Annotated in this window: 17 protein-coding genes; 7 read left to right on the forward strand and 10 right to left on the reverse strand. The window is 68.9% G+C overall.

Going from position 1 to position 22706, the window contains the following annotated elements; translation table 11 throughout:
- The first annotated feature begins 3 nt into the window (after positions 1–3).
- The 4 genes from MRB58_RS00505 (at position 4) to MRB58_RS00520 (ending at position 4402) form a co-directional block, all read left to right on the forward strand.
- Positions 4–1029, forward strand: coding sequence for an amino acid ABC transporter substrate-binding protein (locus MRB58_RS00505; RefSeq protein WP_244779691.1), 1026 nt, complete (start codon positions 4–6; stop codon positions 1027–1029).
- 156 nt (positions 1030–1185) lie between these two features.
- On the forward strand, positions 1186–2286 hold the full coding sequence (locus MRB58_RS00510) for an amino acid ABC transporter permease (protein WP_244779692.1): 1101 nt from the start codon (positions 1186–1188) through the stop codon (positions 2284–2286).
- Between the two features lies 1 nt (position 2287).
- A complete protein-coding gene (locus tag MRB58_RS00515; protein ID WP_244779693.1) occupies positions 2288–3598 on the forward strand; it encodes an amino acid ABC transporter permease in 1311 nt (436 codons plus the stop codon).
- Positions 3599–3610: 12 nt separating this feature from the next.
- Positions 3611–4402: an amino acid ABC transporter ATP-binding protein gene (locus MRB58_RS00520; protein WP_305853215.1), complete on the forward strand. Its 792-nt coding sequence runs from the start codon at positions 3611–3613 to the stop codon at positions 4400–4402.
- Between the two features lie 104 nt (positions 4403–4506).
- Here the strand turns inward: MRB58_RS00520 and MRB58_RS00525 are convergent, their stop codons facing one another.
- Positions 4507–5589, reverse strand: a complete 1083-nt coding sequence (locus MRB58_RS00525) for a hypothetical protein (protein WP_244779694.1) — start codon at positions 5587–5589, stop codon at positions 4507–4509.
- Positions 5590–6120: 531 nt separating this feature from the next.
- Here MRB58_RS00525 and MRB58_RS00530 point away from each other — a divergent pair.
- On the forward strand, positions 6121–7449 hold the full coding sequence (locus MRB58_RS00530) for a glycosyltransferase (RefSeq protein ID WP_244779695.1): 1329 nt from the start codon (positions 6121–6123) through the stop codon (positions 7447–7449).
- A 55-nt stretch (positions 7450–7504) separates the two neighbouring features.
- Here the strand turns inward: MRB58_RS00530 and MRB58_RS00535 are convergent, their stop codons facing one another.
- Positions 7505–8917, reverse strand: coding sequence for a mannose-1-phosphate guanylyltransferase/mannose-6-phosphate isomerase (locus MRB58_RS00535; RefSeq protein ID WP_244779696.1), 1413 nt, complete (start codon positions 8915–8917; stop codon positions 7505–7507).
- 214 nt (positions 8918–9131) lie between these two features.
- Between MRB58_RS00535 and MRB58_RS00540 the strand changes: the two genes are divergently transcribed.
- Positions 9132–10292: an NAD-dependent epimerase/dehydratase family protein gene (locus tag MRB58_RS00540; RefSeq protein ID WP_244779697.1), complete on the forward strand. Its 1161-nt coding sequence runs from the start codon at positions 9132–9134 to the stop codon at positions 10290–10292.
- Positions 10293–10337: 45 nt separating this feature from the next.
- On the opposite strand, the gene MRB58_RS00545 is transcribed toward MRB58_RS00540, so the two are convergent.
- The 5 genes from MRB58_RS00545 to MRB58_RS00565 form a co-directional block, all read right to left on the reverse strand.
- Positions 10338–11510, reverse strand: a complete 1173-nt coding sequence (locus tag MRB58_RS00545; RefSeq protein WP_244779698.1) for an acetyl-CoA C-acetyltransferase — start codon at positions 11508–11510, stop codon at positions 10338–10340.
- Between the two features lie 65 nt (positions 11511–11575).
- Complete coding sequence (locus MRB58_RS00550) at positions 11576–12367, reverse strand: enoyl-CoA hydratase-related protein (protein WP_244779699.1); 792 nt, start codon at positions 12365–12367, stop codon at positions 11576–11578.
- 84 nt (positions 12368–12451) lie between these two features.
- Complete coding sequence (locus MRB58_RS00555) at positions 12452–14020, reverse strand: long-chain-fatty-acid--CoA ligase (protein ID WP_244779700.1); 1569 nt, start codon at positions 14018–14020, stop codon at positions 12452–12454.
- 76 nt (positions 14021–14096) lie between these two features.
- On the reverse strand, positions 14097–15239 hold the full coding sequence (locus MRB58_RS00560) for an acyl-CoA dehydrogenase family protein (protein ID WP_244779701.1): 1143 nt from the start codon (positions 15237–15239) through the stop codon (positions 14097–14099).
- A 41-nt stretch (positions 15240–15280) separates the two neighbouring features.
- Complete coding sequence (locus MRB58_RS00565; protein ID WP_244779702.1) at positions 15281–15967, reverse strand: TetR family transcriptional regulator; 687 nt, start codon at positions 15965–15967, stop codon at positions 15281–15283.
- Positions 15968–16531: 564 nt separating this feature from the next.
- On the opposite strand from MRB58_RS00565, the gene MRB58_RS00570 reads away from it, so the two are divergent.
- Complete coding sequence (locus MRB58_RS00570; RefSeq protein ID WP_244779703.1) at positions 16532–18133, forward strand: class I adenylate-forming enzyme family protein; 1602 nt, start codon at positions 16532–16534, stop codon at positions 18131–18133.
- A 121-nt stretch (positions 18134–18254) separates the two neighbouring features.
- Here the strand turns inward: MRB58_RS00570 and MRB58_RS00575 are convergent, their stop codons facing one another.
- The 3 genes from MRB58_RS00575 to MRB58_RS00585 all read right to left on the reverse strand — a co-directional run bounded on the left by MRB58_RS00575 (position 18255) and on the right by MRB58_RS00585 (position 22701).
- A complete protein-coding gene (locus tag MRB58_RS00575; RefSeq protein ID WP_244779704.1) occupies positions 18255–18446 on the reverse strand; it encodes a hypothetical protein in 192 nt (63 codons plus the stop codon).
- A gap of 626 nt (positions 18447–19072) precedes the next feature.
- Positions 19073–20722 (reverse strand): AMP-binding protein, encoded by a 1650-nt coding sequence (locus tag MRB58_RS00580; protein ID WP_244779705.1) that lies wholly within the window; start codon positions 20720–20722, stop codon positions 19073–19075.
- On the reverse strand, positions 20722–22701 hold the full coding sequence (locus MRB58_RS00585) for an acetyl/propionyl/methylcrotonyl-CoA carboxylase subunit alpha (RefSeq protein ID WP_244779706.1): 1980 nt from the start codon (positions 22699–22701) through the stop codon (positions 20722–20724). Before MRB58_RS00585 ends, MRB58_RS00580 begins: the two co-directional genes overlap by 1 nt.
- Between the last annotated feature and the right edge of the window lie 5 nt (positions 22702–22706).

The following is a 22706-nucleotide window of genomic DNA, read 5'->3' on the forward strand; positions in this document are numbered from 1 at the left end:
CACATGAAATTCACCAAACTGGCGATCGCCGCCGCTGCGGGGCTTGCCTTCGCCGGCCAGGCTCATGCGCAAAGCTCGATGCTGGACCAGATCAAGGAACGCGGCCAGCTCATCTGCGGCATCAACACCGGCCTCGTCGGCTTCGCGTTCACCGACGAAGCCGGCAATTGGCAAGGCTTCGACGTCGCGCTCTGCAAGGCCGTGGCGGCTGCGATCTTCGGCGATCCGTCCAAGGTCCAGTACACCTCGCTCACCGGCAAGACGCGCTTCACCGCGCTGGCCTCCGGCGAAGTGGACATGCTGTCGCGCAACACCACGTGGACGCTGTCGCGGGATGCCGACCTCGGCCTCACCTTCACCGGCGTCAACTACTACGACGGCCAGGGCTTCATGGTCCCGAAGGCGCTCGGCGTGTCCTCCGCGTCCGAGCTGGACGGCGCCACCGTCTGCATTCAGACCGGCACCACCACCGAGCTGAACCTCGCCGACTATTTCCGTGCCAACAACATGGATTACGAGCCGGTGCCGATCGAGACCAACGCCGAGGCGCAGCAGCGCTATCTGGCCGAGGCCTGCGACGTCTACACGACCGACGCGTCGGGCCTCGCCGCGACCCGCGCCTCGTTCGACAATCCGGACGATCACGTGATCCTGCCGGAGATCATCTCCAAAGAACCGCTCGGCCCGGCCGTGCGTGAGGGCGACGAGCCCTGGGGCGACGTGGTGCGCTGGGTGCTGAACGCGCTCATCATCGCCGAAGAGAAGGGCGTCACCGCCGAGAACGTCGAAGAGATGGCCGCGGCCGAGGACATCAACCCGGACGTCGCCCGCCTCCTGGGCGTCGAGGGCGAAATGGGCTCCATGCTCGGCCTGCCGAACGAGTGGGCCATCAGCGCCATCAAGGCCGTCGGCAACTACGGCGAAGTGTTCGACGAATACCTCGGTCCGGACACCGCGGTCGGCCTGGAGCGTGGCCTCAACGCGCTCTACACCGACGGCGGCATTATGTACGCTCCGCCGATCCGCTGACGCAGATGATGATTGGGGCGCGAATCCATCGGGTTCGCGCCCCTCTTATTTTTGGAGGACGGCATGAGCGTTGCGGCTGAGCGGCAACCTGTATTTCGATTGGACATGCTGTGGCGAGACGAACGCTACAGGTCCGCATTCATCCAAGCGATCACCTTGATCTTACTGATGCTGGGCGTGGGCTGGCTCGTCAACAACGCGGTGGTCAACCTGTCGGCCGTCGGCAAGGACTTCGATTTCCGCTTTCTCTGGCAAAGCGCCAACTACGACATCAACCAGACGCTCATCCCCTACGACAATCAGGACACCCACGCGCGCGCCGCGCTCGTCGGGATCCTCAACACCCTCCTCGTCGCCGCCCTCGGCTGCCTGACGGCCACGATCCTGGGCATCGTCTTCGGCGTCCTGCGCCTCTCCAAGAACTGGATCGTCGCCAAGATCGCGCTGATCTACGTGGAGATGTTCCGCAACGTGCCGGTGCTCCTGTGGATCCTCCTCACGATGACCATCGTGAACGAGATCGCCCCCTCGCCGCGCGCACTGCGGGAGGTCGAGACCGGCGCCGTCGTCGTCACCAACCGCGGCATCTACATCCCCGCGCCGATCCTCGAGGCGGGGGCCAACATCGTCATCGCGGTGTTCCTGCTCTCGGTCGCCGCGCTCTTCCTGGTCCGGTCCTGGGCGCGCAAGCGGCAGATGGAGACCGGCGAGCAGCTGCCGATGTTCTGGATCGGTCTCGCCATCCTCATCGTGCCGACGGCGCTCGTCTACTTCGTCCTCGGCATGCCGATCTCGCTGGAATATCCGGAGCTGAAAGGCTTCAACTTCCGCGGCGGCATCAATATCCGTGACAGCCTCATCGCGCTGTGGCTGGCGCTCTCGGTCTATACCGGCGCGTTCATCGCCGAGATCGTGCGCGCGGGCATCCTGTCGGTCAGCCGGGGGCAGACGGAAGCGGCCTTCGCGCTCGGCCTGCCGCCCGGCCGCACGATGAACCTCATCATCCTGCCGCAGGCGCTGCGCGTGATCATTCCGCCGCTGATCAGCCAGTTTTTGAACCTGACCAAGAATTCCTCGCTGGCGATCGCCATCGGCTACCTCGACGTGACGGGCACGCTCGGCGGCATCACGCTGAACCAGACCGGGCGCGAGATGGAGTGCATCCTGCTCCTGATGGCGGTCTACCTCTTCATCTCGCTGGTCATCTCGGCGGTGATGAACTTCTACAATTCGCGCGTTCGACTGGTGGAGCGTTGATATGAGCGGAACGCACGCCGAAACCGTTGCCTACGTCGCCGACACGCAGTTCGCGCCGCAGCCCGCCCCCGTCAGCACCAGCGGCGTCGTGGGCTGGCTGCGGGAGAACCTCTTCTCCTCCTGGCTCAACAGCGCGCTGACGATCGCGTGCCTGGCCTTCGTCGCCTGGCTGCTTCCTAGCATCCTGGAATGGGCGCTGTTCAACTCGGTCTGGAACGCCGGCAGCCTGTCGGAATGCCGCGAGATCATCGCCAACACGCTGGGCGAAGGGGAGAGCGGGGCCTGCTGGGCCGTCATCAACGAGCGCTTCGGGCAGCTGATGTACGGGTTTTACCCGATCAGCTACCGCTGGCGGCCCAATCTGGCGCTGCTGCTCCTCTTCATCGCCATCGCGCCGGTCCTGTTCCAGACGCTGCGGCCGCTGGCGCTGGGCCTCGCCGGCTTCCTCGCCGCCAAGGTGGCGATCACGCTGATCGCCGTCCTGTTCGGCGCCGGCGACCCGGAGATCCTCGTCGGGCCGACGACGTTCGTGGCGATCGTCATCGCCCCGCTGGCGTACTTCTTCGGCCACGCCCACCAGAAGCGCTACTGGCTGTGGTTCAGCCTCGCCTATCCGGTGATCTGCTACGTGCTGCTCGTCGGCGGCGTGCTGCTGCGGCCGGTGACGACCGACCAGTTCGGCGGCTTCCTGCTGACGCTGGTCATCGGCATCACCGGCATCGCCGCTTCCTTCCCGATCGGCATCCTCCTCGCCCTCGGGCGCCAGTCCAACCTGCCGATCCTGAAGATCGTCTGCGTGACGTTCATCGAGTTCGTACGCGGCGTGCCCTTGATCACGCTGCTCTTCGTCGCGTCGGTGCTGCTCAACTACTTCCTGCCGCCCGGCACCAACTTCGACAAGATCCTGCGCGTCATCATCATGGTGACGCTGTTCGCGTCGGCCTACATGGCCGAGGTGGTCCGCGGTGGCCTCGCCGCGCTCCCGCGCGGGCAGTACGAGGCGGCGGACGCCATGGGGCTGACCTACTGGCAATCCATGCGTCTCATCATCCTCCCCCAGGCGCTGAAGATCTCGATCCCGGGCATCGTCAACACCTTCATCGGCCTCTTCAAGGACACGACCTTGGTGTCGATCATCGCCCTGTTCGACCCGATCGGCATCATCAACCCGATCCGCGCCGATTCCGACTGGAACGGCATCGTCTGGGAGCTCTACGGCTTCATCGCCTTCGTCTTCTTCATCTGCTGCTGGTCCATGTCGCGTTACTCGATCTACCTTGAGAACCGGCTGCGCGCCGCCGACGCTCGCTAAAGGAGCCTGACCATGTCTTTGCAAACGCCTGAGGCGGGCGCCCCCGTCGCGCCGATGACCGTCTCCAAGGAGATCGCCATCGAGATCGCCGGGATGAACAAGTGGTACGGCGAGTTCCACGTCCTGAAGAACATCGACCTCACGGTTCACAAAGGGGAGCGGATCGTGGTCTGCGGCCCGTCCGGTTCCGGCAAGTCGACGCTGATCCGCTGCATCAACGCGCTGGAGAAGCATCAGTCCGGCAGGATCGTGGTCGACGGGATCGAGCTGACGTCGGATCTCAAGAAGATCGACGAGATCCGACGCGACGTCGGCATGGTGTTCCAACACTTCAACCTGTTCCCGCATCTGACGATCCTCGAGAACTGCACCCTCGCCCCGATCTGGGTGAAGAAGATGCCCAAGAAGCAGGCCAGCGAGATCGCCATGGAGTACCTGACGCGGGTGAAGATCCCCGAGCAGGCGAACAAGTACCCCGGCCAGCTCTCCGGCGGCCAGCAGCAGCGCGTGGCGATCGCCCGCTCGCTCTGCATGAACCCGCACGTGATGCTGTTCGACGAGCCCACCTCCGCCCTCGATCCGGAGATGATCAAGGAGGTGCTCGACGTGATGGTGGACCTGGCGCAGACCGGCATGACGATGATCTGCGTGACCCACGAGATGGGCTTCGCCCGTCAGGTCGCGAACCGCGTGGTGTTCATGGACCAGGGGCAGATCGTGGAGAGCAACGCGCCGGAGCCGTTCTTCACCGACCCGCAGCACGAGCGGACCAAGCTCTTCCTGAGCCAGATCCTGGCGCACTGACCGCCGCCCGGCCACCCGCCGCGCCGAGCCGCGGCGGCCCCCGACGAAAAACGGCGGCCTCACCGGCCGCCGTTATTGCATTGTGGCGCCGAGGTGCGGGGACCCTACCCCTCGGATTTGCCGGTCGGCACCTCGAAGCGGGCCGACAGCATCTCTTGCCGGGCCTTGATGTCGCGGTTCTGCTCGATGATCGTCGCCAGGGCGTCGCGTAGCTGGGCGACGTCCGCGGGCGTGCGCTCGCCGTCGCCGTCGGCCCCCATCCGTTCCAGGCGGCGCACGATGTCGGCGGCGACCTCGTCCACCCGCTTCAGGTGGCGGCCCATGTCGGTCACCGTGTCGCGCACGTTGGCGCTGAGGCGCTCCAGCTCGGCCTTGCGCGCCTCCACCCCCTTCTCGACCGTCTGGATACGGGCCGTCAGGGCCGCGGTGTCGATCGGCGCGCCGCCTTCGGCGCCGCGTGCAGCCTCCAGCGCGGCGCGCAGCTCGGTCATCTCGCGGTGGTCGACGTCGCGGGCGGAGCGCAGCTTGGCGACCTCTTCGGCAAGGCCCTGCGGCGCGGCGCCCCCGGCCATCCGCTCGTCGATCGCGGCGCCGATCATGTCCTTGATGCGCGGCAGCAGTCGCTCGTTGACGGCGGAGTTGAACGTCTCGATGCGCAGGTACTCGTCGAGCGCCGGGCCAGGGCCAGCGCCGCTACCGCCCCCCTCGCCCAGGCGCGCCTCCATCTGGCTCAGCCGTTCGTTGAGGTTGCTTTCGAGCTTGGCGATCTGCGCGCCGCGGGCGGCCTTCTCGCGGTTGATCAGCGCGTCGACGCTGGGGCCGAACGGCCGGCTCTCGGGAAACGGCGGGGCGGCACGGGTGGAGGCGGCGCTCTCGGTGCGCAGAGTGCCGCCGCTGGGGGTCGCCCGATCGCGCGAGGAGAAGGTCACCTCCTCGGTGCGCGGGATGGAGCGCATCGCCGGACGCTCGGCCGGCGCCGGCGCCTTGCGGCCGATGGCGCGCAGGCCCAGCAGCAGCACCAGCGCGGTGACGCCGGTCAGGCCGTAGAACGCGAGCTGAACGTCGCGCGCCTCGGCAAGATAACCCATGTAGAACGCCCAGGCGCCGAACAGGACGAGGAAAATATTTCCGGGCCACGGCCACAGCCCCTGGAAACTCTCACGGCGATCGCTGCGGTTGCGGGCCATCTCGCTCCTGCCTCATCAACATTGTGCACCCAATTGGAATGCTTACTCCCTGCCTTGTCGTCAAACAACGCGGGCTCGTCCGGCTTACCCTGATCGCGGGCACTGTCCACCATCAAACGCAAGACACGGCGCGCCGCGCGCGAACATTCGCGCTCCGGACCGGAAGGATATGCCGCTGTTGCTTTTACGCCACGCCCAGGTAGAGAGTGCAGGTTCCATTTTTAGTAGAACCATTGCCGATGTCGTCGAAAGAAGCTGGGGCACACGCCCGCTATGTGATCCTCGGGCCCGCGAGCGAAGGGCGGCATCCGTGCCGGGGTGGCAGCATCAATGCTGCGCCACCACGTCGGAGCCGGGACCGAGACGACACCCGCAACGAGCCGGAGGCCACCGCCCGTGCATGGACGTGAGGACAATCGGCCCTTCACCATGCCGGCATCCCCCGCCGGGACGCCTGCGGAAAGGTCCGGCCCGGGCGAGACGGCGCAGGCCGCACCCGCACGGCCCGCGGCAGGAGAGAGCGCCGCAGCGGTGAAGAAGCCCGGCCAGCTGTCGATCGGCACGAAGAACCTCTCGCTCGACCCGGTTTGGTCGCAGCCGCCGATCACCGACATCGAGTTCGCGCTCCTGCGCAACGCCGCGCTGCCGGAGATCGCCCGCACCAACGGGCTCGATCACGAGATCGTCATCGTCGACCCCTCCACCGATCCCGACAATCCCGCCCACGACGACCTCGCCACCCGGCTGACAGAGTGTGCGCGGCGGCTGAGCCTGCGCACGGTCGTCATCGGCCACCGCAACAGCCGCCAGTTCGGCGGCGGCGGCTTCTCCACCTCGCTGTCGGACATCGGGCGGCTGCCGGAGGCCCAGCAGGCCGAGGCGTTCGCCGCGGTGCGTGAGCGGATCGGCTGGATCATCTCCGCCACCCGGTTCAGCCGCAAGCGGCATCTCTTCTTTCCGGTGTGCGACGCGTCGCTCTACGCCATCGTCATGGAGCTGCTGGCGCAGCAACCGGCCGCCTCGCGTCCGTTCGTCCACCTGGCGACGTGGTGGGACCCGGAGCGGCTGCCCAACCGCGAGCGCTTTCCCTCGCTGGAGCGGCTTGGGTCGGCGATCCAGCAGCTCAACAACGAGCGTGTCTCCACCTTCCTCTATGCTTGGACGCGGCCGCTGGCGCAGCGCATGTCGAGCGCGTTCGGCATCCCCGTCGTCCCGCTGGAGACGCCTCCCGAGATTTCCCTCGCCGCACCGGGCGACAGTGCCCCCGGCCGACTGACGGTCGGCTTCCTCAGCGCGCCGACGACTGTGAACGGGTTCGAGAACCTGCCGCACGTGATCCGCACGGTGAACGCCGCGCTCCCCAACCCGCGCCAGGTGCGCTTCGTGGTGCAGGTGCGCCCCGGCACCGGCAGCGGCCCCGCGTCGGACGACATCCTGACCACCCGTGCGGAGCTTGCCGCCCTGCCGGACCGCAACGTGTCCATGATCGACGAGGTGCTGGACCGCCCGATCTACTTCGCCGCGATGCAGCAGATCGACGCGCTGCTGATCCCGGTGCGCGGCATGACCGAGCACCACTCCGTCGCGGCGCTCCACGCGATGGCCGCCGGCAAGCTGGTGCTGACGCTGGACGGAACCTCATTTGCGGGGACGGTCAAGAACCGCGTCGTCGCCGCGCCCAGCGTGGAGGCGCTCGCCGAGCTGATCCGTCACGCCGCGGAGGACCCCAAGGCGATCCGCCAGGCGGCCCGCCTCGCCCGCTCGACCTTCTGGTCCACGGTCCGTCCCTCGCGCATGTTCGCGCAGCTGCTCTACGGCCCGCTCATCATCGGCGGGGCGGAGGGGAGCAGCTCCATCTGACGCCCCTCCATCCGGCGCCCCTCCAACTGGCGCCCTGGGTGGGGCGCCGCCGGCCTCAGGTGCGGCCCCATTCGTCCTGAAGGCGCACGATGTCGTCCTCGCCCAGGTACGAGCCGGTCTGCACCTCGATCACCTCGAGCATGATGCGGCCGGGATTGGCGAGCCGGTGCACGCAACCGAGCGGCAGGTAGGTCGACTGGTTCTCCGACAGGGTGATCACCTTGTCGTCGATCGTGACCTCGGCCGTGCCGCGGACCACGACCCAGTGCTCCGCGCGGTGATGGTGCTTCTGCAGCGACAGCCGCTTGCCCGGCGACACGAACAGGTGCTTCACCTGGAAGCGGGGCCCGTTCATGATCGACGTGTAGCCGCCCCAGGGGCGGTTCACCGTCGGCGATACGTCGAGCAGCTCGTTGCGCTTGCGCTCCTTCAGGAGCGTCACGACCGACTTCACGTCCTGCGAGCGGTCCAGCGGACAGACCAGAATGGCGTCCTCGGCGGCGATGATGGCGATCTTCTCCAGCCCCAACGCCACCACGTCGGCCCGCTGCGAGACGATCAGCGAGTCCTTGGTGTCGACCGTGACCGCCTTGCCGCGCACGGCATTGCCGTCGCCGTCCTTCTCCAGGCTCTCCCAGTAGGCGTGCCAGGAGCCGACGTCGGACCAGCGGCACGAGATCGGCGCGATCACCGCCTTGTCGGTCAGCTCGAAGAGGGCGTAGTCGATCGAGATGTCGGGCGCCTGCGACCAGGCGCCGGCCGCCAGGTCGATGCAGCCGGGCTCGCCCTGCGCCGCGTCGACCGCGGCCGTTGCCGCCGCGACCACGGCGGGGGTGTGGGTGGTCAGCTCGTCCAGGAGCGCGCGCGCGCCGAAGGCGAAGAAGCCGGCGTTCCAGAAATACGACCCGTCCGCCACCATCCGCGCCGCCTCGGCCGCGGGCGGCTTCTCGACGAACGACTTCACCGGGCGCACCAGCTCGCTCCCCTCGCCCGACTGCACGTAGCCGTATCCGGTCTCCGGGTGCGTCGGATGGATGCCGAAGGTCACCATCTTGCCGGCGCGCGCGGCGGCGAACGCGGCCTCGACCGAGCGGAAATAGGCATCGTCGGTGGTGATGAGGTGGTCGGACGGCAGCACGAAGAGGATCGCCTCGGGATCCTCGCGCAGCAGCACCTCGGCGGCGGCGGCGATGGCGGGAGCGGTGTTGCGCGGCGCCGGCTCGATGATCACGGTGGCGTCGGTCACGCCGAGGGCGGTGAGCCCGTCGTCGACCTGGAAGCGGTCGTTGGCGCCGCAGACGATCACCGGATGACCGACCCCGTCCATCCCCCGGTGCCGCTCGACCGTGCGCTGGAAGAGACTATGCTCCCCGTGCATCGGGAGAAACTGCTTGGGCTTGTCGGCGCGGGACAGCGGCCACAGACGCGTCCCTTTTCCGCCGGCCAAGATCACGGGGTAGACCGTCATGCCATCAACCTTCCTCAGACCCGAGTTCCCGTAGCAAAGGTCTTGCTCCCGGCCAACAGCGAGGCGCGGCCGAGGCACCTTTGCATGGCGGCCATTCCACCCCTTTAACTTTCCTATCGTTTGCGTGTAAGGCCATCACCTCGCGGCGCACGCTGCCTCACGGCGCCGCCTCCTCCCCACCAGGTCGCCTGACCCTTGTTCGGAGCACTTCTTCATGGCGAAGATCATCGTCCTCGGCGGTGACGGATTCTGTGGCTGGCCCACAAGTCTGCACCTGTCAAAGCGGGGTCACGAGGTCATCATCGTCGACAATCTCTCCCGCCGGAAGATCGACGTCGAGCTCGAGGTCGAATCGCTGACACCGATCTGCCACCTGTCGGAACGGTTGGCGGCGTGGAAAGACGTCAGCGGACAGACGATCCGTCACGTCAACTTCACGGTCGGCGAGAACTACCACCGGCTGCTGTCGCTCATCATCGAGGAGAAGCCGGACGCCATCGTCCACTTCGCCGAGCAGCGCGCCGCGCCCTACTCGATGAAGTCGGCCATGCACAAGCGCTATACCGTGCGCAACAACCTGACCGCCACGCACGATGTCCTGTGCGCCATCGTGGAGTCGGGCATCGACGTGCACCTCGTCCACCTCGGGACGATGGGCGTCTACGGTTACGGCACCGCCGGCATGAAGATCCCGGAAGGGTATCTGCGCATCAAGGTGGACACCGACCACGGCCTGACCGATCAGGAGATCCTGTACCCGGCCAATCCGGGTTCGATCTACCACATGACGAAGACCCAGGATCAGCTCTTCTTCTTCTACTACAACAAGAACGACAAGGTGAAGATCACCGACCTTCACCAGGGCATCGTCTGGGGCACGCAAACCGACGAGACCTCATCGGACGACCGTCTCATCAACCGCTTCGACTATGACGGGGACTACGGAACCGTCCTCAATCGCTTCCTGATGCAGGCGGCGGTGGACTATCCCCTCACCGTCCACGGGACCGGCGGCCAGACACGCGCCTTCATCCATATCCGCGACACCTGCCGCTGCGTGGAACTGGCGATCGAGAACCCGCCGCAGGCCGGCGAGCGCGTCAACATCCTCAACCAGATGACCGAGACGCACCGCATCCGGGACCTGGCGCAGATGATCGCCGACCAGACCGGCGTCGAGATCGCCTACCTCGACAACCCGCGCAACGAGGCGCCGGAGAACGAGCTGCACGTCGAGCACGACCGGTTCCTGAACCTCGGCCTGGAACCGATCACGCTCGCCAACGGGCTGATGGCCGAGGTCACGGATATCGCGCGCAGGTACGCCGACCGCTGCGACCGCAGCAAGATCCCCTGCGTCTCCCTCTGGCGCTGATCCAGGACCGGGGGGCGGCGCCGCTCGCCGCCTCTTCGCATCGGCTCAGGCCGCCTCGACGATCATGACGTTGGCGAGCCCGCCTCCCTCGCACATCGTCTGCAGGCCGAAGCGCTCGCCGCGGGCCCGCAACGCGTGCACCAGCGTCGCCATCAGCTTGGTGCCGGAGGCGCCCAGCGGGTGGCCGAGGGCGATCGCACCGCCGTTGACGTTGAGCCGCGCCGGGTCCGCCCCGGTGTGGGCGAGCCATGCCAAAGGCACCGGCGCGAACGCCTCGTTGACCTCGTAGAGGTCGATATCGTCGATCCGCAGGCCGGCCCGCTTCAACGCCTTTCCGGTCGCGAACAACGGCTCCTCCAGCATGATCACCGGGTCGCCGGCCGTCACCGTGAAGGAGTGGATGCGCGCCAGCGGCGTCAGCCCGTGGTCCGCCAGCGCTCGCTCGGAGACGACCATCACGGCCGAGGCCCCGTCGCAGATCTGCGAGGCGTTGCCGGCGGTGACGACGCCGTCCTCGGCCAGTGTCCGGAGGCCGGCGAGCGCCGCGGCGGAGGCGTCGGGGCGGATCCCCTCGTCGATGGTGTGAGGGGCGGTGCCACCCTCGCCGTCGGGGACGTCGATGGGGACGATCTCCTCGCGGAAGGCGCCGGCCCGGGTCGCCGCGGTGGCGCGCCGGTGGCTGTCCAGCGCGTAGGCGTCGAGCGCCTCGCGGTCGAGGCCGTGCTTGCGGGCGATCATCTCGGCGCCCATGAATTGGCTGAAGGCGATGCCGGGATACTTCGCGTCGAGGCTCGGGCTCTTGGGCGAATTGGGCTCGGGCGCCGGACCGAAGCGGCCGGTGGCCCCCATCGGCACCCGGCTCATCGATTCGACGCCCGCCGCCAGCACGATCTCCTGCGTCCCCGACATCACCGCCTGTGCGGCGAATTGCAGCGCCTGCTGCGAGGAGCCGCACTGCCGGTCGATCGTCACCGCCGGCACGCTCTCGGGCAGGCCCGACGCGAGGACGGCGTTGCGGGCGACATGGAGCCCCTGCTCGCCGGTCTGACTGACGCAGCCCATGATGACGTCGTCGAGCGCGGCCGGGTCGACCCCTGCGCGGGCGACGGCGGAGTCGATGGTGCGGGCGGCGAGGTCCACCGGGTGCCAGCCGGCGAGCTTGCCGCCGCGCCGTCCGCCGGCGGTCCGCACCGCGCTGACGATGTAAGCCTGTGCCATGGCGCTCGTCCTTGTTGGGCCGCCCGCTCCGCGAGGGGGTCGGCGATTGTTCCGTCGGCGTCCGGTCAGGCCCCGAATTTCGCCGCGCGCTTCGCCTGGAAGGCGGCGAGACCCTCGGCGAAATCCGGGTGATGGCCGGCCTCGCGCTGGTTGGCCCGCTCGCGGGCCAGCGCCTCGTCGAACGTCGTCTCGCACGCCGCCCACGCCGCGCGGCGGATCAGGCCGAGCGCGGTCGAGGGTCCGGCGGCGAGGCGCGTCGCCAGCGCCACCGCCACCTCGTCGACCGTGTCGTCCTCCACCACGCGAGTCACCAGGCCCCACTGGTGCGCGGTCTCGGCCGGGATCTTCTCGGCGAGCAGCATCATCTCCATCGCCCGCACCCGGCCGACGGCGCGCGTCAACATCCACGTCGCCCCCCCGTCCGGCACCAGGCCGATCCGCGCGAACGCCTCCAGGAAGTAGGCCGACCGGCCCGCGACGATGATGTCCCCCGCCATCGCGAGCGACGCGCCGACGCCCGCCGCCGCGCCCCGCACGGCCGTCACGACCGGGATGGGCAGGTCGCGGATGGCACGCATCAGCGGGTTGAAGGTGCGCTCCAGCGAGGCGCCGATGTCGCCCCCGCGCTCGACCATCCCCGAGTCGGCCGAAAGCTTGGCGCCGGAAGAGAACGCGCGCTCGCCGCCCGCCAGCACCACCGCGCGCGACGACTGCCCCGCCGCCTCCAGCGCGCGCCGCAGCGTCTGGCCGACCTCCTCGGTCACCGCGTTCATCGTCTTCGGGTCGTTGAGCCGCAGCACCGTGACATCGCCCTGCTGCTCGATCAGGACCGCGTCCCCGCTTGTCGCTTCCGCCACCGCAATGCCTCGCTTCTTAATTGCCCGATTAAGGCATAAGTCGTTTCACGCCGACTGCCAATACGCGTGAAACATTCGGCGATTTCAATGCACCTGCCGCTCTTGGACGGCCCAATAAGGTCGGCGAAGCTCGCGCCGCAGGACCTTGCCGGCGGCGTTGCGCGGCAGCGCGTCGACGATGTCGATCGTCTTGGGGCACTTGAAGGCGGCGAGGCGTTCGCGCGTCCAGGCGAGAACGGCCTCGCGGTCCACCACGTGGCCCGGCCGCGGCGCGACGATCGCCTTCACCGCCTCGCCCCAGACCTCGTCCGGCACGCCGATCACCGCCACCTCGTCGACGTCCGGGTGGCCGAAGATCGCGTTCTCCACCTCCGCCGGATAGACGTTCTCGCCTCCGGTGATGATCATGTCCTTGATGCGGTCGTGGATGTAGAGGAAGCCGTCCTCGTCGAGGTAGCCGGCGTCGCCGGAGCGGAACCAGCCGTCGCGCCCCAGCACCTGCGCCGTCGCGTCCGGCTTGTCGAGGTAGCCCAGCATCACCGCCGTCCCGCGGATCGCCACCTCGCCGATGGCGCCCGGCGGCAGCGTCTCGCCGTGCGGGCCGACGATCCTGATCTGCGACCCCGGCGCCGCGCGCCCGGCGGATCGCATACGCGGGGCGCCGTCGGCGGTATGCTCGGCCGGCAGCAGCATCGCGACCGTGCCCGTGGTCTCGGTCAACCCGTAGCACTGCAGGAAGTCGCAGCCGATGAGGGTGATCGCCTCGCGCAGGAGCGCCAGCGGCATCGGCGCCGCGCCGTAGCAGATGAGGTCGACGCAGCGAAAATCCGTGCCGATGGCCTCCGGGTGCCGCACGATGAGCTGCAACGCCGCCGGCACCAGGAAGAGCTTCGACACCCGCTCGCGGGCGATGATGGCGATGATCGCGCCGGGATCAAACTCGCGGGTGATGATGTTGGTGCAGGCGTTGACGAAGCCCAGCATCCACCACCCGGACCCGGCGATGTGCGCCACCGGCATCGACGTGAGACTGACGTCGTCGTCGTTCCAGTGGTCGTAGGTCAGCGTCGCCGGGGTGTGCCGCCGCTGGCCGAACAGGTTGTCGTGCGACAGCATCGCCCCCTTCGGTAGCCCCGTGGTGCCGGACGTGAAGAGGACGAGAACCGGCTCGCCCGCGCGGCCTCTGTCCGGGTGCGCCTCGGCGCGTGACGCGTCGCGCCAGGCATCGAAGGCGGGCCATTGCGGGTGGCCCCCTTCCATGGCGATCAGCGTGAGGCCGGGGGGCAGGCGGCCGCGGATCGCGGCGACGGCCTCGGCGCATTCCGGCCCGACGAAGAGCACCTGCGGCGCGAAGTCCGCCAGAATCGCGGCGACCTCGGGCGGGGCGAGGCGCCAGTTCACCGGCGCGAACAGGACACCGGCCCGCGCCGCGCCGACCAGCACCTCGAACACCGTGTCGCAATTCTTGCCGAGATAAGCGACCCGGCGCGCCGCAAGGTCGGTGAACGCGTTGGCGATCCGGTCGCAGTGCGCGTCGAACGCGGCGAACGTCGTGGTGCGCCCCTCGAAGACGTTGCAGGCGCGCCCGGGCGCCCGCCGCGCATTCTCGCGCGCCAGCGTGCCGATGGTCGACAGCGCGTCGTGATCGAACATGGCCTCTCCCCCCGGGGCATGTTCTCGTCAGCCGGTCGGCCGGCGGCGGATGCCCCTCCGCCCCCTCGATGCACGCTCAGATGCTGCGCGCGACGACCTCCTTCATGATCTCGGACGTGCCGCCGTAGATCCGCTCGACACGCGCGTCGCGCCAGATCCGGGCGATGGGATATTCGTTCATGTAGCCGGCGCCGCCGTGAAGCTGCAGCGCGGCATCGCAGATCGCCCAAAGCGTCTCGGTGTGCCACAGCTTCGCCGCAGAGGCCTGCGCCGCATCGAGCCTGCCGGCGACGTGCCGCGCCAACGCCCAGTCGAGGTGCGACCAGCCCACCTGAAGGCGCGTCTTGAGGTCCGCCAGGGTGAAGCGGGTGTTCTGCAGGTCGAACACCGTGCCGCCGAAGGCCGCGCGGCCCTTGGTGAAGGCGACCGCCTCGTCGAACGCGCGCTGCGCCCGGGCCTGCGCCATGACGGCGATCGACAGGCGCTCCTGCGGCAGCTGGTTCATCAGCTGCGCGAACCCCTCGCCCTCGGCGCCGAGACAGTTGGTGATCGGCACCCGCACCTTGTCGAAGAAAAGCTCGGACGTGTCGGCCGAATGCTGGCCGATCTTGTCGAGGTTGCGGCCACGGGCGAACCCGTCGCGGTCGGCCTCGACCAGGATGAGGCTGATGCCCTTGGCGCCCTTGTCGGGGTCGGTCTTGGCGACGACGACCACGAGGTCGGCATTTTGCCCGTTGGTGATGTAGGTCTTGGCGCCGGACACGTCGTAGTGGTTGCCGTCGCGGCGCGCCACGGTCGTCACGCCCTTGAGGTCCGACCCCGCGCCGGGCTCCGTCATCGCGATCGCGGTGATCACCTCGCCGGAGACCATGCCCGGAAGCCACCGCGCCTTCTGCTCGGGCGAGCCGTAGGCGACGAGATAGTCGGCGACGATGTCGGACTGGAGGCCGATACCGGCGCTGGATCCGGCATAGGCCAGTTCCTCGGCGACGACGGCATTATACCTGAAGTCGAGTCCCGGCCCGCCATGGGCCTCGGGCACCGTGGGGCACAACAGCCCGGCCGCCCCCGCCTCCCGCCAGAAGGCGCGGTCGACGATGCCGTCCCGTTCCCAGCGCTCCAGGTTGGGGGTCAGATGCCGCGCGAAGACTTTGCGGACGGTGTCGCGGAAGGCGTCGTGCTCGGCCTCGAAGACCCCACGTTCCGCGGTATCGAGCATCGCATCCTCCCAATACAGGGCGGATTAATTACCCGATTAAGTCAATCCGGTAAAGGCGTGCCCTCGACGACCAGGCCGCACATGATGAGGTCGATCACCTGGCGGGCGTAGGCGCGGCGCAGATCGTCGTCGACCTCCTCGATGCCGTGGACGTAGCGCAGCACGTAGCGGGCGGAAAAGATCTGATCGCACGCACCTATGATTGTAAAGTACAGAAACTTGGCATCGACGTGCTTGAACTCGCCCTTCGCGACCCCGTCCTCGACCATGCGCTGGTAGGCCTCGATGATCGGCGCGCAATAGGAAAGCGCGATCTCGCGCGCGGCAGGCTCGTTTCCGTCGCGCATGACGGCGGTGAGCAGGCGGTTGAGATAGGGGCGATAGAAGTACATCTTGATCAGCGCCGAGAGATGATATTTCATCTTCAGGGTCGGCCGCAGGTCCATGTCGACCAGTTCGCGCAGCTGCGTGACCGCATTGGTCAGGTCCCGCTCCAGCAGCGCCAGGACCATGCCCCGCTTGTTGCCGAAGTAATACTTCACCAGCGCCGCGTTGACCTTCGCCGTCTGCGCGATGTCGCTCAGCGAAACGTCGATCGTGTCGCGGGTGCGCATGAGCGAGCTGGCCGCCTCCAGCAGCTTGTCGCGCGTCGTGACGGGCGCACCGTCTTCACCGACGGCCCCCGTGCTGCCGAACTCGTCGGTCGCCGTATGATCGTAACTCTCCACGCCTTTAAAGTGGCACGCCGGCCGCCTGTCCGCAACGCACCCGCCCGCCCGGCGGACGCAGGCCTGCGTCCCCAAAAATGCGTGCCCGGCCATCCCCCTAACCGATCGACGAAGGCGTTAATTGATGGATTGACAGATGCGCATCAACATGGTGAAGAGTCTCCTCAACGGCGACATTAGATCGCTGCGGACGAACCGGCCGGGAGGGGCCGGCGCTCTTAAGGGAAACGGCCGTGTCTAGGGTTGGGGCTGCGGTGAGAGGTCGGGTCCGGTGCCAACGGCGCCGCGCCGGCCACGCTCAGACGCAGGCTCGAGGGGTGGCACCCAACCGCGACGGGCTGGACCTGGTCCAGCCGCGCGCGTGACGGACGGAAAGCGTCCCATGGCTGCGCCTCGGCCGCGACGATCGGTCGAGGCGCACCACGCCCACCTCGATCATCCCACCTTCCGTATCTCCGTCTCACTGCCGATTCGCCTCTCGCGGCGATGCGTCATGTTGCAGGGCGCCCCGTCCGGCGGACCCTGGCCGGGGCGAGCTGCGCGCGGGCGCGTCCGGAGCCACCCATGAGCGAGCCGTCCTCTCACCCCGCCTCTCCTCCGTTGCGGATGGAGTTGCACCACGGCCGCGTCGTCGCCTGTCGGCCCAACCGCCTTCCCAATGTCCACGCGCTGTGGTCGGCCGCGTTGGCGGCGAACCCGGACGGCGAGGTCGTCATCGCCGGCGCCGAGCGCCTCACCTACGCCATGCTGGAGGTGCGCATCGCGGCGCTGGCGGGCGGGCTCGCGGCGGCGGGCGTGGACCGCGGCGCGCGCGTCGCGGTGCGGCTCGGCAACGGAGTGCCGTTCGTGGCGCTCGCCTTCGCCGTCGCCCGGCTCGGCGCGATCTTCGTGCCGATCAATGTGCGTGAAGAACGCGAGGCGATGCGCCACCTCCTCAACGACTGCGCCGCCTTCCTGCTCGTCACCGAGGACGAGTTCGCCGCCGCCGTCCCGCCCGCGCACGAGACCCCGGCCTGCCGCCACCGCTTCACGCTCGGCACCGCGCCGGGCTTCCGCCCGTTCGCCGAGTTGGAATCGGGCGCGCCCATCACGGCGGCGGTCCCGGTCGACGAGGACGAGACCGCCGCGATCCTCTACACCTCCGGCACCACCGGCCGCTCGAAGGGTGCGCTCCTCACCCACCTCGGCATCGTCCATCAGGCGACGACCTACCGCGACCTCTTCGCCCTCACGGCGCGGGACTGCACCATTCTCGTCGTCCCGATGAGCCATGTGACCGGTTTGATGGCCGGCATCCACGCCACCATCGCCTGCGCCGGCCGCATGGTGGCGATGCGCGCGTTCGAGGCGATCGATTTCCTCGAGACCGCAGCGCGCGAGCGGCTCAGCTTCGCGGTGCTGGTGCCGGCGATGTACAACCTGTGCCTCCTGCGCGCCCGGCTCGAGGACTACGACCTCGGCGCCTGGCGCATCGGCGGCTACGGCGGCGCGCCGATGCCCGCCCCCACCATCGAGCGGCTCGGCCGAGCCCTGCCGCGGCTGCAACTCGTCAACGCCTACGGCGCGACCGAGACCACCTCGCCGATGACCGTCATGGACCCGGCCGAGACCGCCCGCCGGCGCCTCAGCGTCGGCCTCGCCACCCCCGGCGCCGACATTTTGGTGATGGACGACGACGGGCGCGAGGTGCCGGCCGGAGAGAGCGGCGAGCTGTGGCACGCCGGGCCGATGATCGCGCCCGGATACTGGAACAACCCCGAGGCGACGGCGCGCGAATTCGCCGGGCGCTACTGGAAGTCGGGCGACATCGGCTCCAAGGACGCGGACGGCTTCGTCTACGTTCACGACCGCAAGAAGGACATGATCAACCGCGGCGGCTACAAGATCTACACCGCCGAGGTGGAGGGTGTGCTCCTCGCCGTTCCGGGAGTGCGGGAGGCGGCGGTGATCGCCAAGCCGTGCCCGGTCCTGGGCGAGCGGGTCCACGCGGTGGTGCACGCCGACGCCGGCGTCACCGCGGAGGCGCTCGCCGCCGCCTGCGCCGTCCTGACCGACTATCAGCGGCCCGAGAGCTATTCGTTCGACGCCGCGCCGCTGCCGCGCAACGCCAACGGCAAGGTGCTCAAGCGGCGATTGCGCGAAGATCTGGGGTTCGTCGGCGGATAGACGGCGGCGGATCGGCCGCGTCAGGCGCTTGCGCCGACAGGGGCGCGCGGCGCCGCATCGGGGGGCTCGTCGGCCCGGGGCGCGACGAGGAAGAGGCACAGCGTGGTGCGCCCCACCCGCCTCATTGCAGGGTGGAACCGTCCGGGGCGGAGCCGCCCCCGTCGCAATCGTCGTCGGGCTTGCCCACCGGGCGGTGGCAGAAGGGGCAGGGCAGCCCGTTCACCGCGGAAAGATCCAGCATACGCCGTTGGGGCAGAAAGATGATCTTCCCGTCATCGTCCAATCCCGTCTGGAACGGGCCAAAGTCGGACACGGGCAACCTCCCTGGAGTGTCCATGGCCCCCTCACGCGCGCCGCCGAGAGCCGCCGCACGCCTGAAGCCTTCAATAGTTTCTGCACGCTATCTAAAGTTATCAGGTCATACCATATTATTTGCAGCAGAGTGACGAAGAAATATCAGCTTTAGTTATATCTCGGTGACAGGCCGATATGGGCGCACCGACATCCCCGCTGCACAAAACGCAAGAGACCTCGGCCCCGCGCGCGTCTAACCGCAGGGTCCGTCGATCCAATCATGGTACGAGCGCGGCGACTTTCAGACGAAACCGAGAATTCCCGCGCGGAATCGGGCCATGGCCGACGTTCGCAGGACCCGCTCCGGCTCTGTAACGCTCACGCCGTACCGACAAAAACTAGTCACATCCGTTCAACAATGAAGAACATAGTGGCAATCGAACGGGGACTGCAAGGGTCGACGCCTGAGCGTTCTTGCCGAGATCATTGTGAATATTGTGATATTTCAGAGCGCCGGCACGGCTGCGTGTGATTGTACCGCCGACTGCGGCGCGCCGGCCGAGGCCCGACATGCGTGGCGGGAGGACGCTGCCGCAAAATCCCGAGGGTGGTCCTACACCGACGCGCAGCGGCCGGCGTGCGCGCTCATGGCTCGCCGGCGGCCATCTCACGCAACCGGCCGCGGATGATTTTGCCCGTGGTGGTCAGCGGCATCTCGGACAGGAAGCGCACGACGCGCGGGTACTCGTGCGCGGCCAGCCGCACCTTGACGTGCTCGGCGATCTCCCTGGCGAGGTCGTCCGACGGGACATAGCCGTCCGCCAGCGTGACGTAGGCGGCGACGACCGCGCCGCGCAGCGCATCCGGCTTGCCCACCACGCCGGCAAGTTGCACCGCGGGGTGGGAGATGAGGCAATTTTCCACCTCGGCCGGCCCGATCCTGTAACCGGCCGAGCTGATGACGTCGTCATCGCGGCCGATGAAGGTGAAGCGCCCCTCCTCGCACCGGCCGCGATCGCCGGTCAGCAGCCAGCGCCCCTCGAGACCGCTGACGAACTTCTCCGCCGTGGCCGCGGGGTTGTTCCAATAGCGCAGGAACATCACCGGATCCGGTGACAGCACGGCGATGGCGCCTTCCTCGCCGTCCGGCAGCCTCTCGCCGGTCGCAGCGTCGACGATCGCCACCCGGTGCCCCGGCGCCGCGCGGCCCATGACGCCCGGCACCACCGGCTCCAGCGACGAACAGGAGGACACGACCATGTTGCACTCGGTCTGGCCGTAGAACTCGTTGATCGTGGTGCCGAAGACGCGCTCGCCCCACGCGATCAGTTCCGGGCTCAGCGTCTCACCGCCGCTCGCCACGGAGCGCAGGCGCAGGCCGAAGCGCTCCGCGTCCGGCACGAGGCGCATCATCTTCAGCGCCGTCGGCGGCAGGAAGGCGTTGCGCACGCCCTGCGTCGCCATCAACTCCAGCGCCGCCTCGCCGGTGAACTTCTCGAACCGGCATGCCACCACCGCGAGACCGTGGTGCAGGGCCGGCATCAGCACGTCCAACAGACCGCCGATCCACGCCCAGTCCGCCGGCGTCCAGATCCGGTCGCCCGGCTGGGGCAACAGGTTGTGACTGGCCTCGACGCCCGGCAGATGGCCCAGGAGCACCCGGTGCGCATGCAGCGCTCCCTTGGGGTCACCGGTGGTCCCGGAGGTATAGATGAGGACCGCCGGATCGTCGGCGCGCGTGTCGGCGGGGGTGTAAGCCCGGCTCTCGGCCGCGCAGGCGGCGGCGAAGTCCTCCGCGCCGTCCACCGCACCGTCGATGCACAGCACGACGTCGAGATCGGGCAGCGTTCCGCGGATCTCGGCGATCCGGGCCGCACCGGCGCGGTTGGTGACGACGGCGCGGGCCTGCGAGTCGCGCAGCCGGTAGCCCAGCGCGTCGACCCCGAAGAGCGTGAACAGCGGGATCGACACGCAGCCCATCTTGGCCGACGCGATGTGCGCCACGGCCGTCTCCACCCCCTGCGGCAGCAGCACGCCGATGCGGTCGCCGAGCGAGCCGCGCAGCCCGATGCCGCGCGCCGCCAGCGCGTTGGCGAGCTGGTTGGAGCGTGCCTTCAGATCGGCGAACGTGGTGATGGACGCCGCCCCGCCCGGCTTGACGTCGATGATCGCCGGTGCGTCCGGCGTCGTCGCCGCCCAGCGGTCGCAGACGTCGACGCCGATGTTGTAGCGCGCCGGGATGTCCCAGCGGAACGCCGCCTCGAGGGCTGCATAGGTGTCGGCGTGCGGCAGCATCACGCCTCCGTTTCCAGCGCGAGGAGGAGCGTGCCCTCCTCGACTTGATCCCCCTCGGCCACCATCACCTCGGCGACGATGCCGTCGCGCGGGGCGGTCATGGTGTGCTCCATCTTCATCGCCTCCAGGATGACGAGCGCCTGCCCGGCCTCGACGGAGTCTCCCGCGGCGATCCGCACGGCACGCACCAGACCGGGCATCGGCGCGGCCACCGTGTCGCCCCCGGCCCCCTCCTCGGCGTGTGCCTCGGCGCTGTAGTGCACGAAGCGGTGGGCCGCGGCATCCATGAAGACGGTGACGGCGCCCGGCTCGGTCGCGATACCGGCGGTGGCGATGCGGTCGACGAAGGCGAGCCGCAGCCGGTCCGGGTCCCGCCCGTCGATCACCGCGACGGGGACGGTGGCCGCCGGCGTCGTCACGACGAAACCGTCGTCGCGGTCGGTGACGATGATGTCGACCCGCCCCTCGGCGCCCTCGAACCGGGCGGCCTGGCGCGCCTCGCCCCAGCTCCGGAAGCCGCCCAGCGCGGTGAACGGGCCGCTCTCCGGCCGCGGCGCGAGACGCCCCAGCTGGGCCAGCGCCGCGACGGCGATCGCCTCGGCCGGAGCCGCCGGGGTCGCCGTCAGCGCCGCCTGATCGCGCCCGATGAGCCCGGTGTCCACGTCGCCCGCCGCGAATCCGGGATGGGCCGCGAGCCTCGCCAGGAAGGCGACGTTAGTGACCGACCCCGCCACCCGCGTCTGCCCCAGCGCCCGCGACAGGCGCGCCAGCGCGCTCGCCCGGTCCGGACCCCAAACGATCAGCTTGGCGATCATCGGGTCGTAATGCGGGGTGATGCGGTCGCCTTCGACGACGCCGGTGTCGACCCGCACGCCCTCGCCCTGCGGCAGGCGCAAGGTGGTGAGCGTGCCGGTGGCGGGGAGGAAGTCGCGGCTGGCGTCCTCGGCGTAGATGCGCGCCTCGAACGCGTGCCCGTCGAGGCGCACGCCCGCCTGGTCGAACGGCAATGGTTCGCCGCCCGCGACGCGCAGCTGCAATTCGACGAGGTCGAGCCCGGTGATCAGCTCCGTCACCGGGTGCTCGACCTGAAGCCGCGTGTTCATCTCCATGAACCAGAAGCGGTCCGGCCGCAGCCCCTCGGAGGCGTCGACGATGAACTCGATGGTGCCGGCGCCGACGTAGCCGATTGCCTTCGCCGCCTTCACCGCCGCCTCGCCCATCGCGGCGCGCATCTCGGCCGGCATCCCCGGCGCGGGGGCCTCCTCGATCACCTTCTGGTGGCGCCGTTGCAGCGAGCAGTCGCGCTCGTTGAGGTGGACGGCGTGGCCGTGCGCGTCGCCGAACACCTGGATCTCGATGTGCCGCGGCTTCTCGATGTACTTCTCGATGAGGCAGTGCGGATCGCCGAACGAGGACTGCCCCTCGCGCTGCGCCCCTTCGAGCGCCGCGGCGAAGTCGGCCGCGCGCTCCACCCGGCGCATCCCCTTGCCGCCGCCGCCCGCGCGCGCCTTGATCAGCACGGGGTAGCCGATGCGCTCGGCCTCCGCGGCGAGCGTCGCGGCGTCCTGCGCGGCGCCATGGTAGCCCGGCACCACCGCGACGCCGGCCTTCTCCATCAACGCCTTGGCCGCGTCCTTCAGGCCCATCGCCCGGATCGCCGAGGCCGGCGGGCCGACGAAGGTGAGGCCGGCCGCCGCGACCGCGTCGACGAAGTCCGGGTTCTCGGAGAGGAAGCCGTAGCCGGGATGGATCGCGTCGGCGCCGGTCGACCGGGCGGCCGCGATGATCCGCTCTCCCTTCAGGTAGCTCTGGGCGACGGGGGGCGGGCCGATCGGCACCGCCTCGTCGGCCATCGCGACGTGCAGCGCGTCGCGGTCGGCCTCGGAGAACACCGAGACGGTGGCGATCCCCATGCGGCGGGCGGTGCGGATGACGCGGCAGGCGATCTCGCCGCGGTTGGCAATCAGGAGCTTTTTCATGGCGC

The sequence above is a fragment of the Acuticoccus sp. I52.16.1 genome (genome assembly GCF_022865125.1).
Classification (GTDB): Bacteria; Pseudomonadota; Alphaproteobacteria; order Rhizobiales; family Amorphaceae; genus Acuticoccus.

Bases quoted from the DNA above. Each gene is read 5' to 3' on its own strand.
- MRB58_RS00535 (WP_244779696.1), bottom strand. From the start codon at position 8,917: ATGACGGTCTACCCCGTGATCTTGGCCGGCGGAAAAGGGACGCGTCTG.
- MRB58_RS00515 (WP_244779693.1), top strand. From the start codon at position 2,288: ATGAGCGGAACGCACGCCGAAACCGTTGCCTACGTCGCCGACACGCAG.
- MRB58_RS00525 (WP_244779694.1), bottom strand. From the start codon at position 5,589: ATGGCCCGCAACCGCAGCGATCGCCGTGAGAGTTTCCAGGGGCTGTGG.
- MRB58_RS00540 (WP_244779697.1), top strand. From the start codon at position 9,132: ATGGCGAAGATCATCGTCCTCGGCGGTGACGGATTCTGTGGCTGGCCC.
- MRB58_RS00585 (WP_244779706.1), bottom strand. From the start codon at position 22,701: ATGAAAAAGCTCCTGATTGCCAACCGCGGCGAGATCGCCTGCCGCGTC.
- MRB58_RS00560 (WP_244779701.1), bottom strand. From the start codon at position 15,239: ATGCTCGATACCGCGGAACGTGGGGTCTTCGAGGCCGAGCACGACGCC.
- MRB58_RS00545 (WP_244779698.1), bottom strand. From the start codon at position 11,510: ATGGCACAGGCTTACATCGTCAGCGCGGTGCGGACCGCCGGCGGACGG.
- MRB58_RS00505 (WP_244779691.1), top strand. From the start codon at position 4: ATGAAATTCACCAAACTGGCGATCGCCGCCGCTGCGGGGCTTGCCTTC.
- MRB58_RS00570 (WP_244779703.1), top strand. From the start codon at position 16,532: ATGAGCGAGCCGTCCTCTCACCCCGCCTCTCCTCCGTTGCGGATGGAG.
- MRB58_RS00580 (WP_244779705.1), bottom strand. From the start codon at position 20,722: ATGCTGCCGCACGCCGACACCTATGCAGCCCTCGAGGCGGCGTTCCGC.
- MRB58_RS00555 (WP_244779700.1), bottom strand. From the start codon at position 14,020: ATGTTCGATCACGACGCGCTGTCGACCATCGGCACGCTGGCGCGCGAG.
- MRB58_RS00520 (WP_305853215.1), top strand. From the start codon at position 3,611: ATGTCTTTGCAAACGCCTGAGGCGGGCGCCCCCGTCGCGCCGATGACC.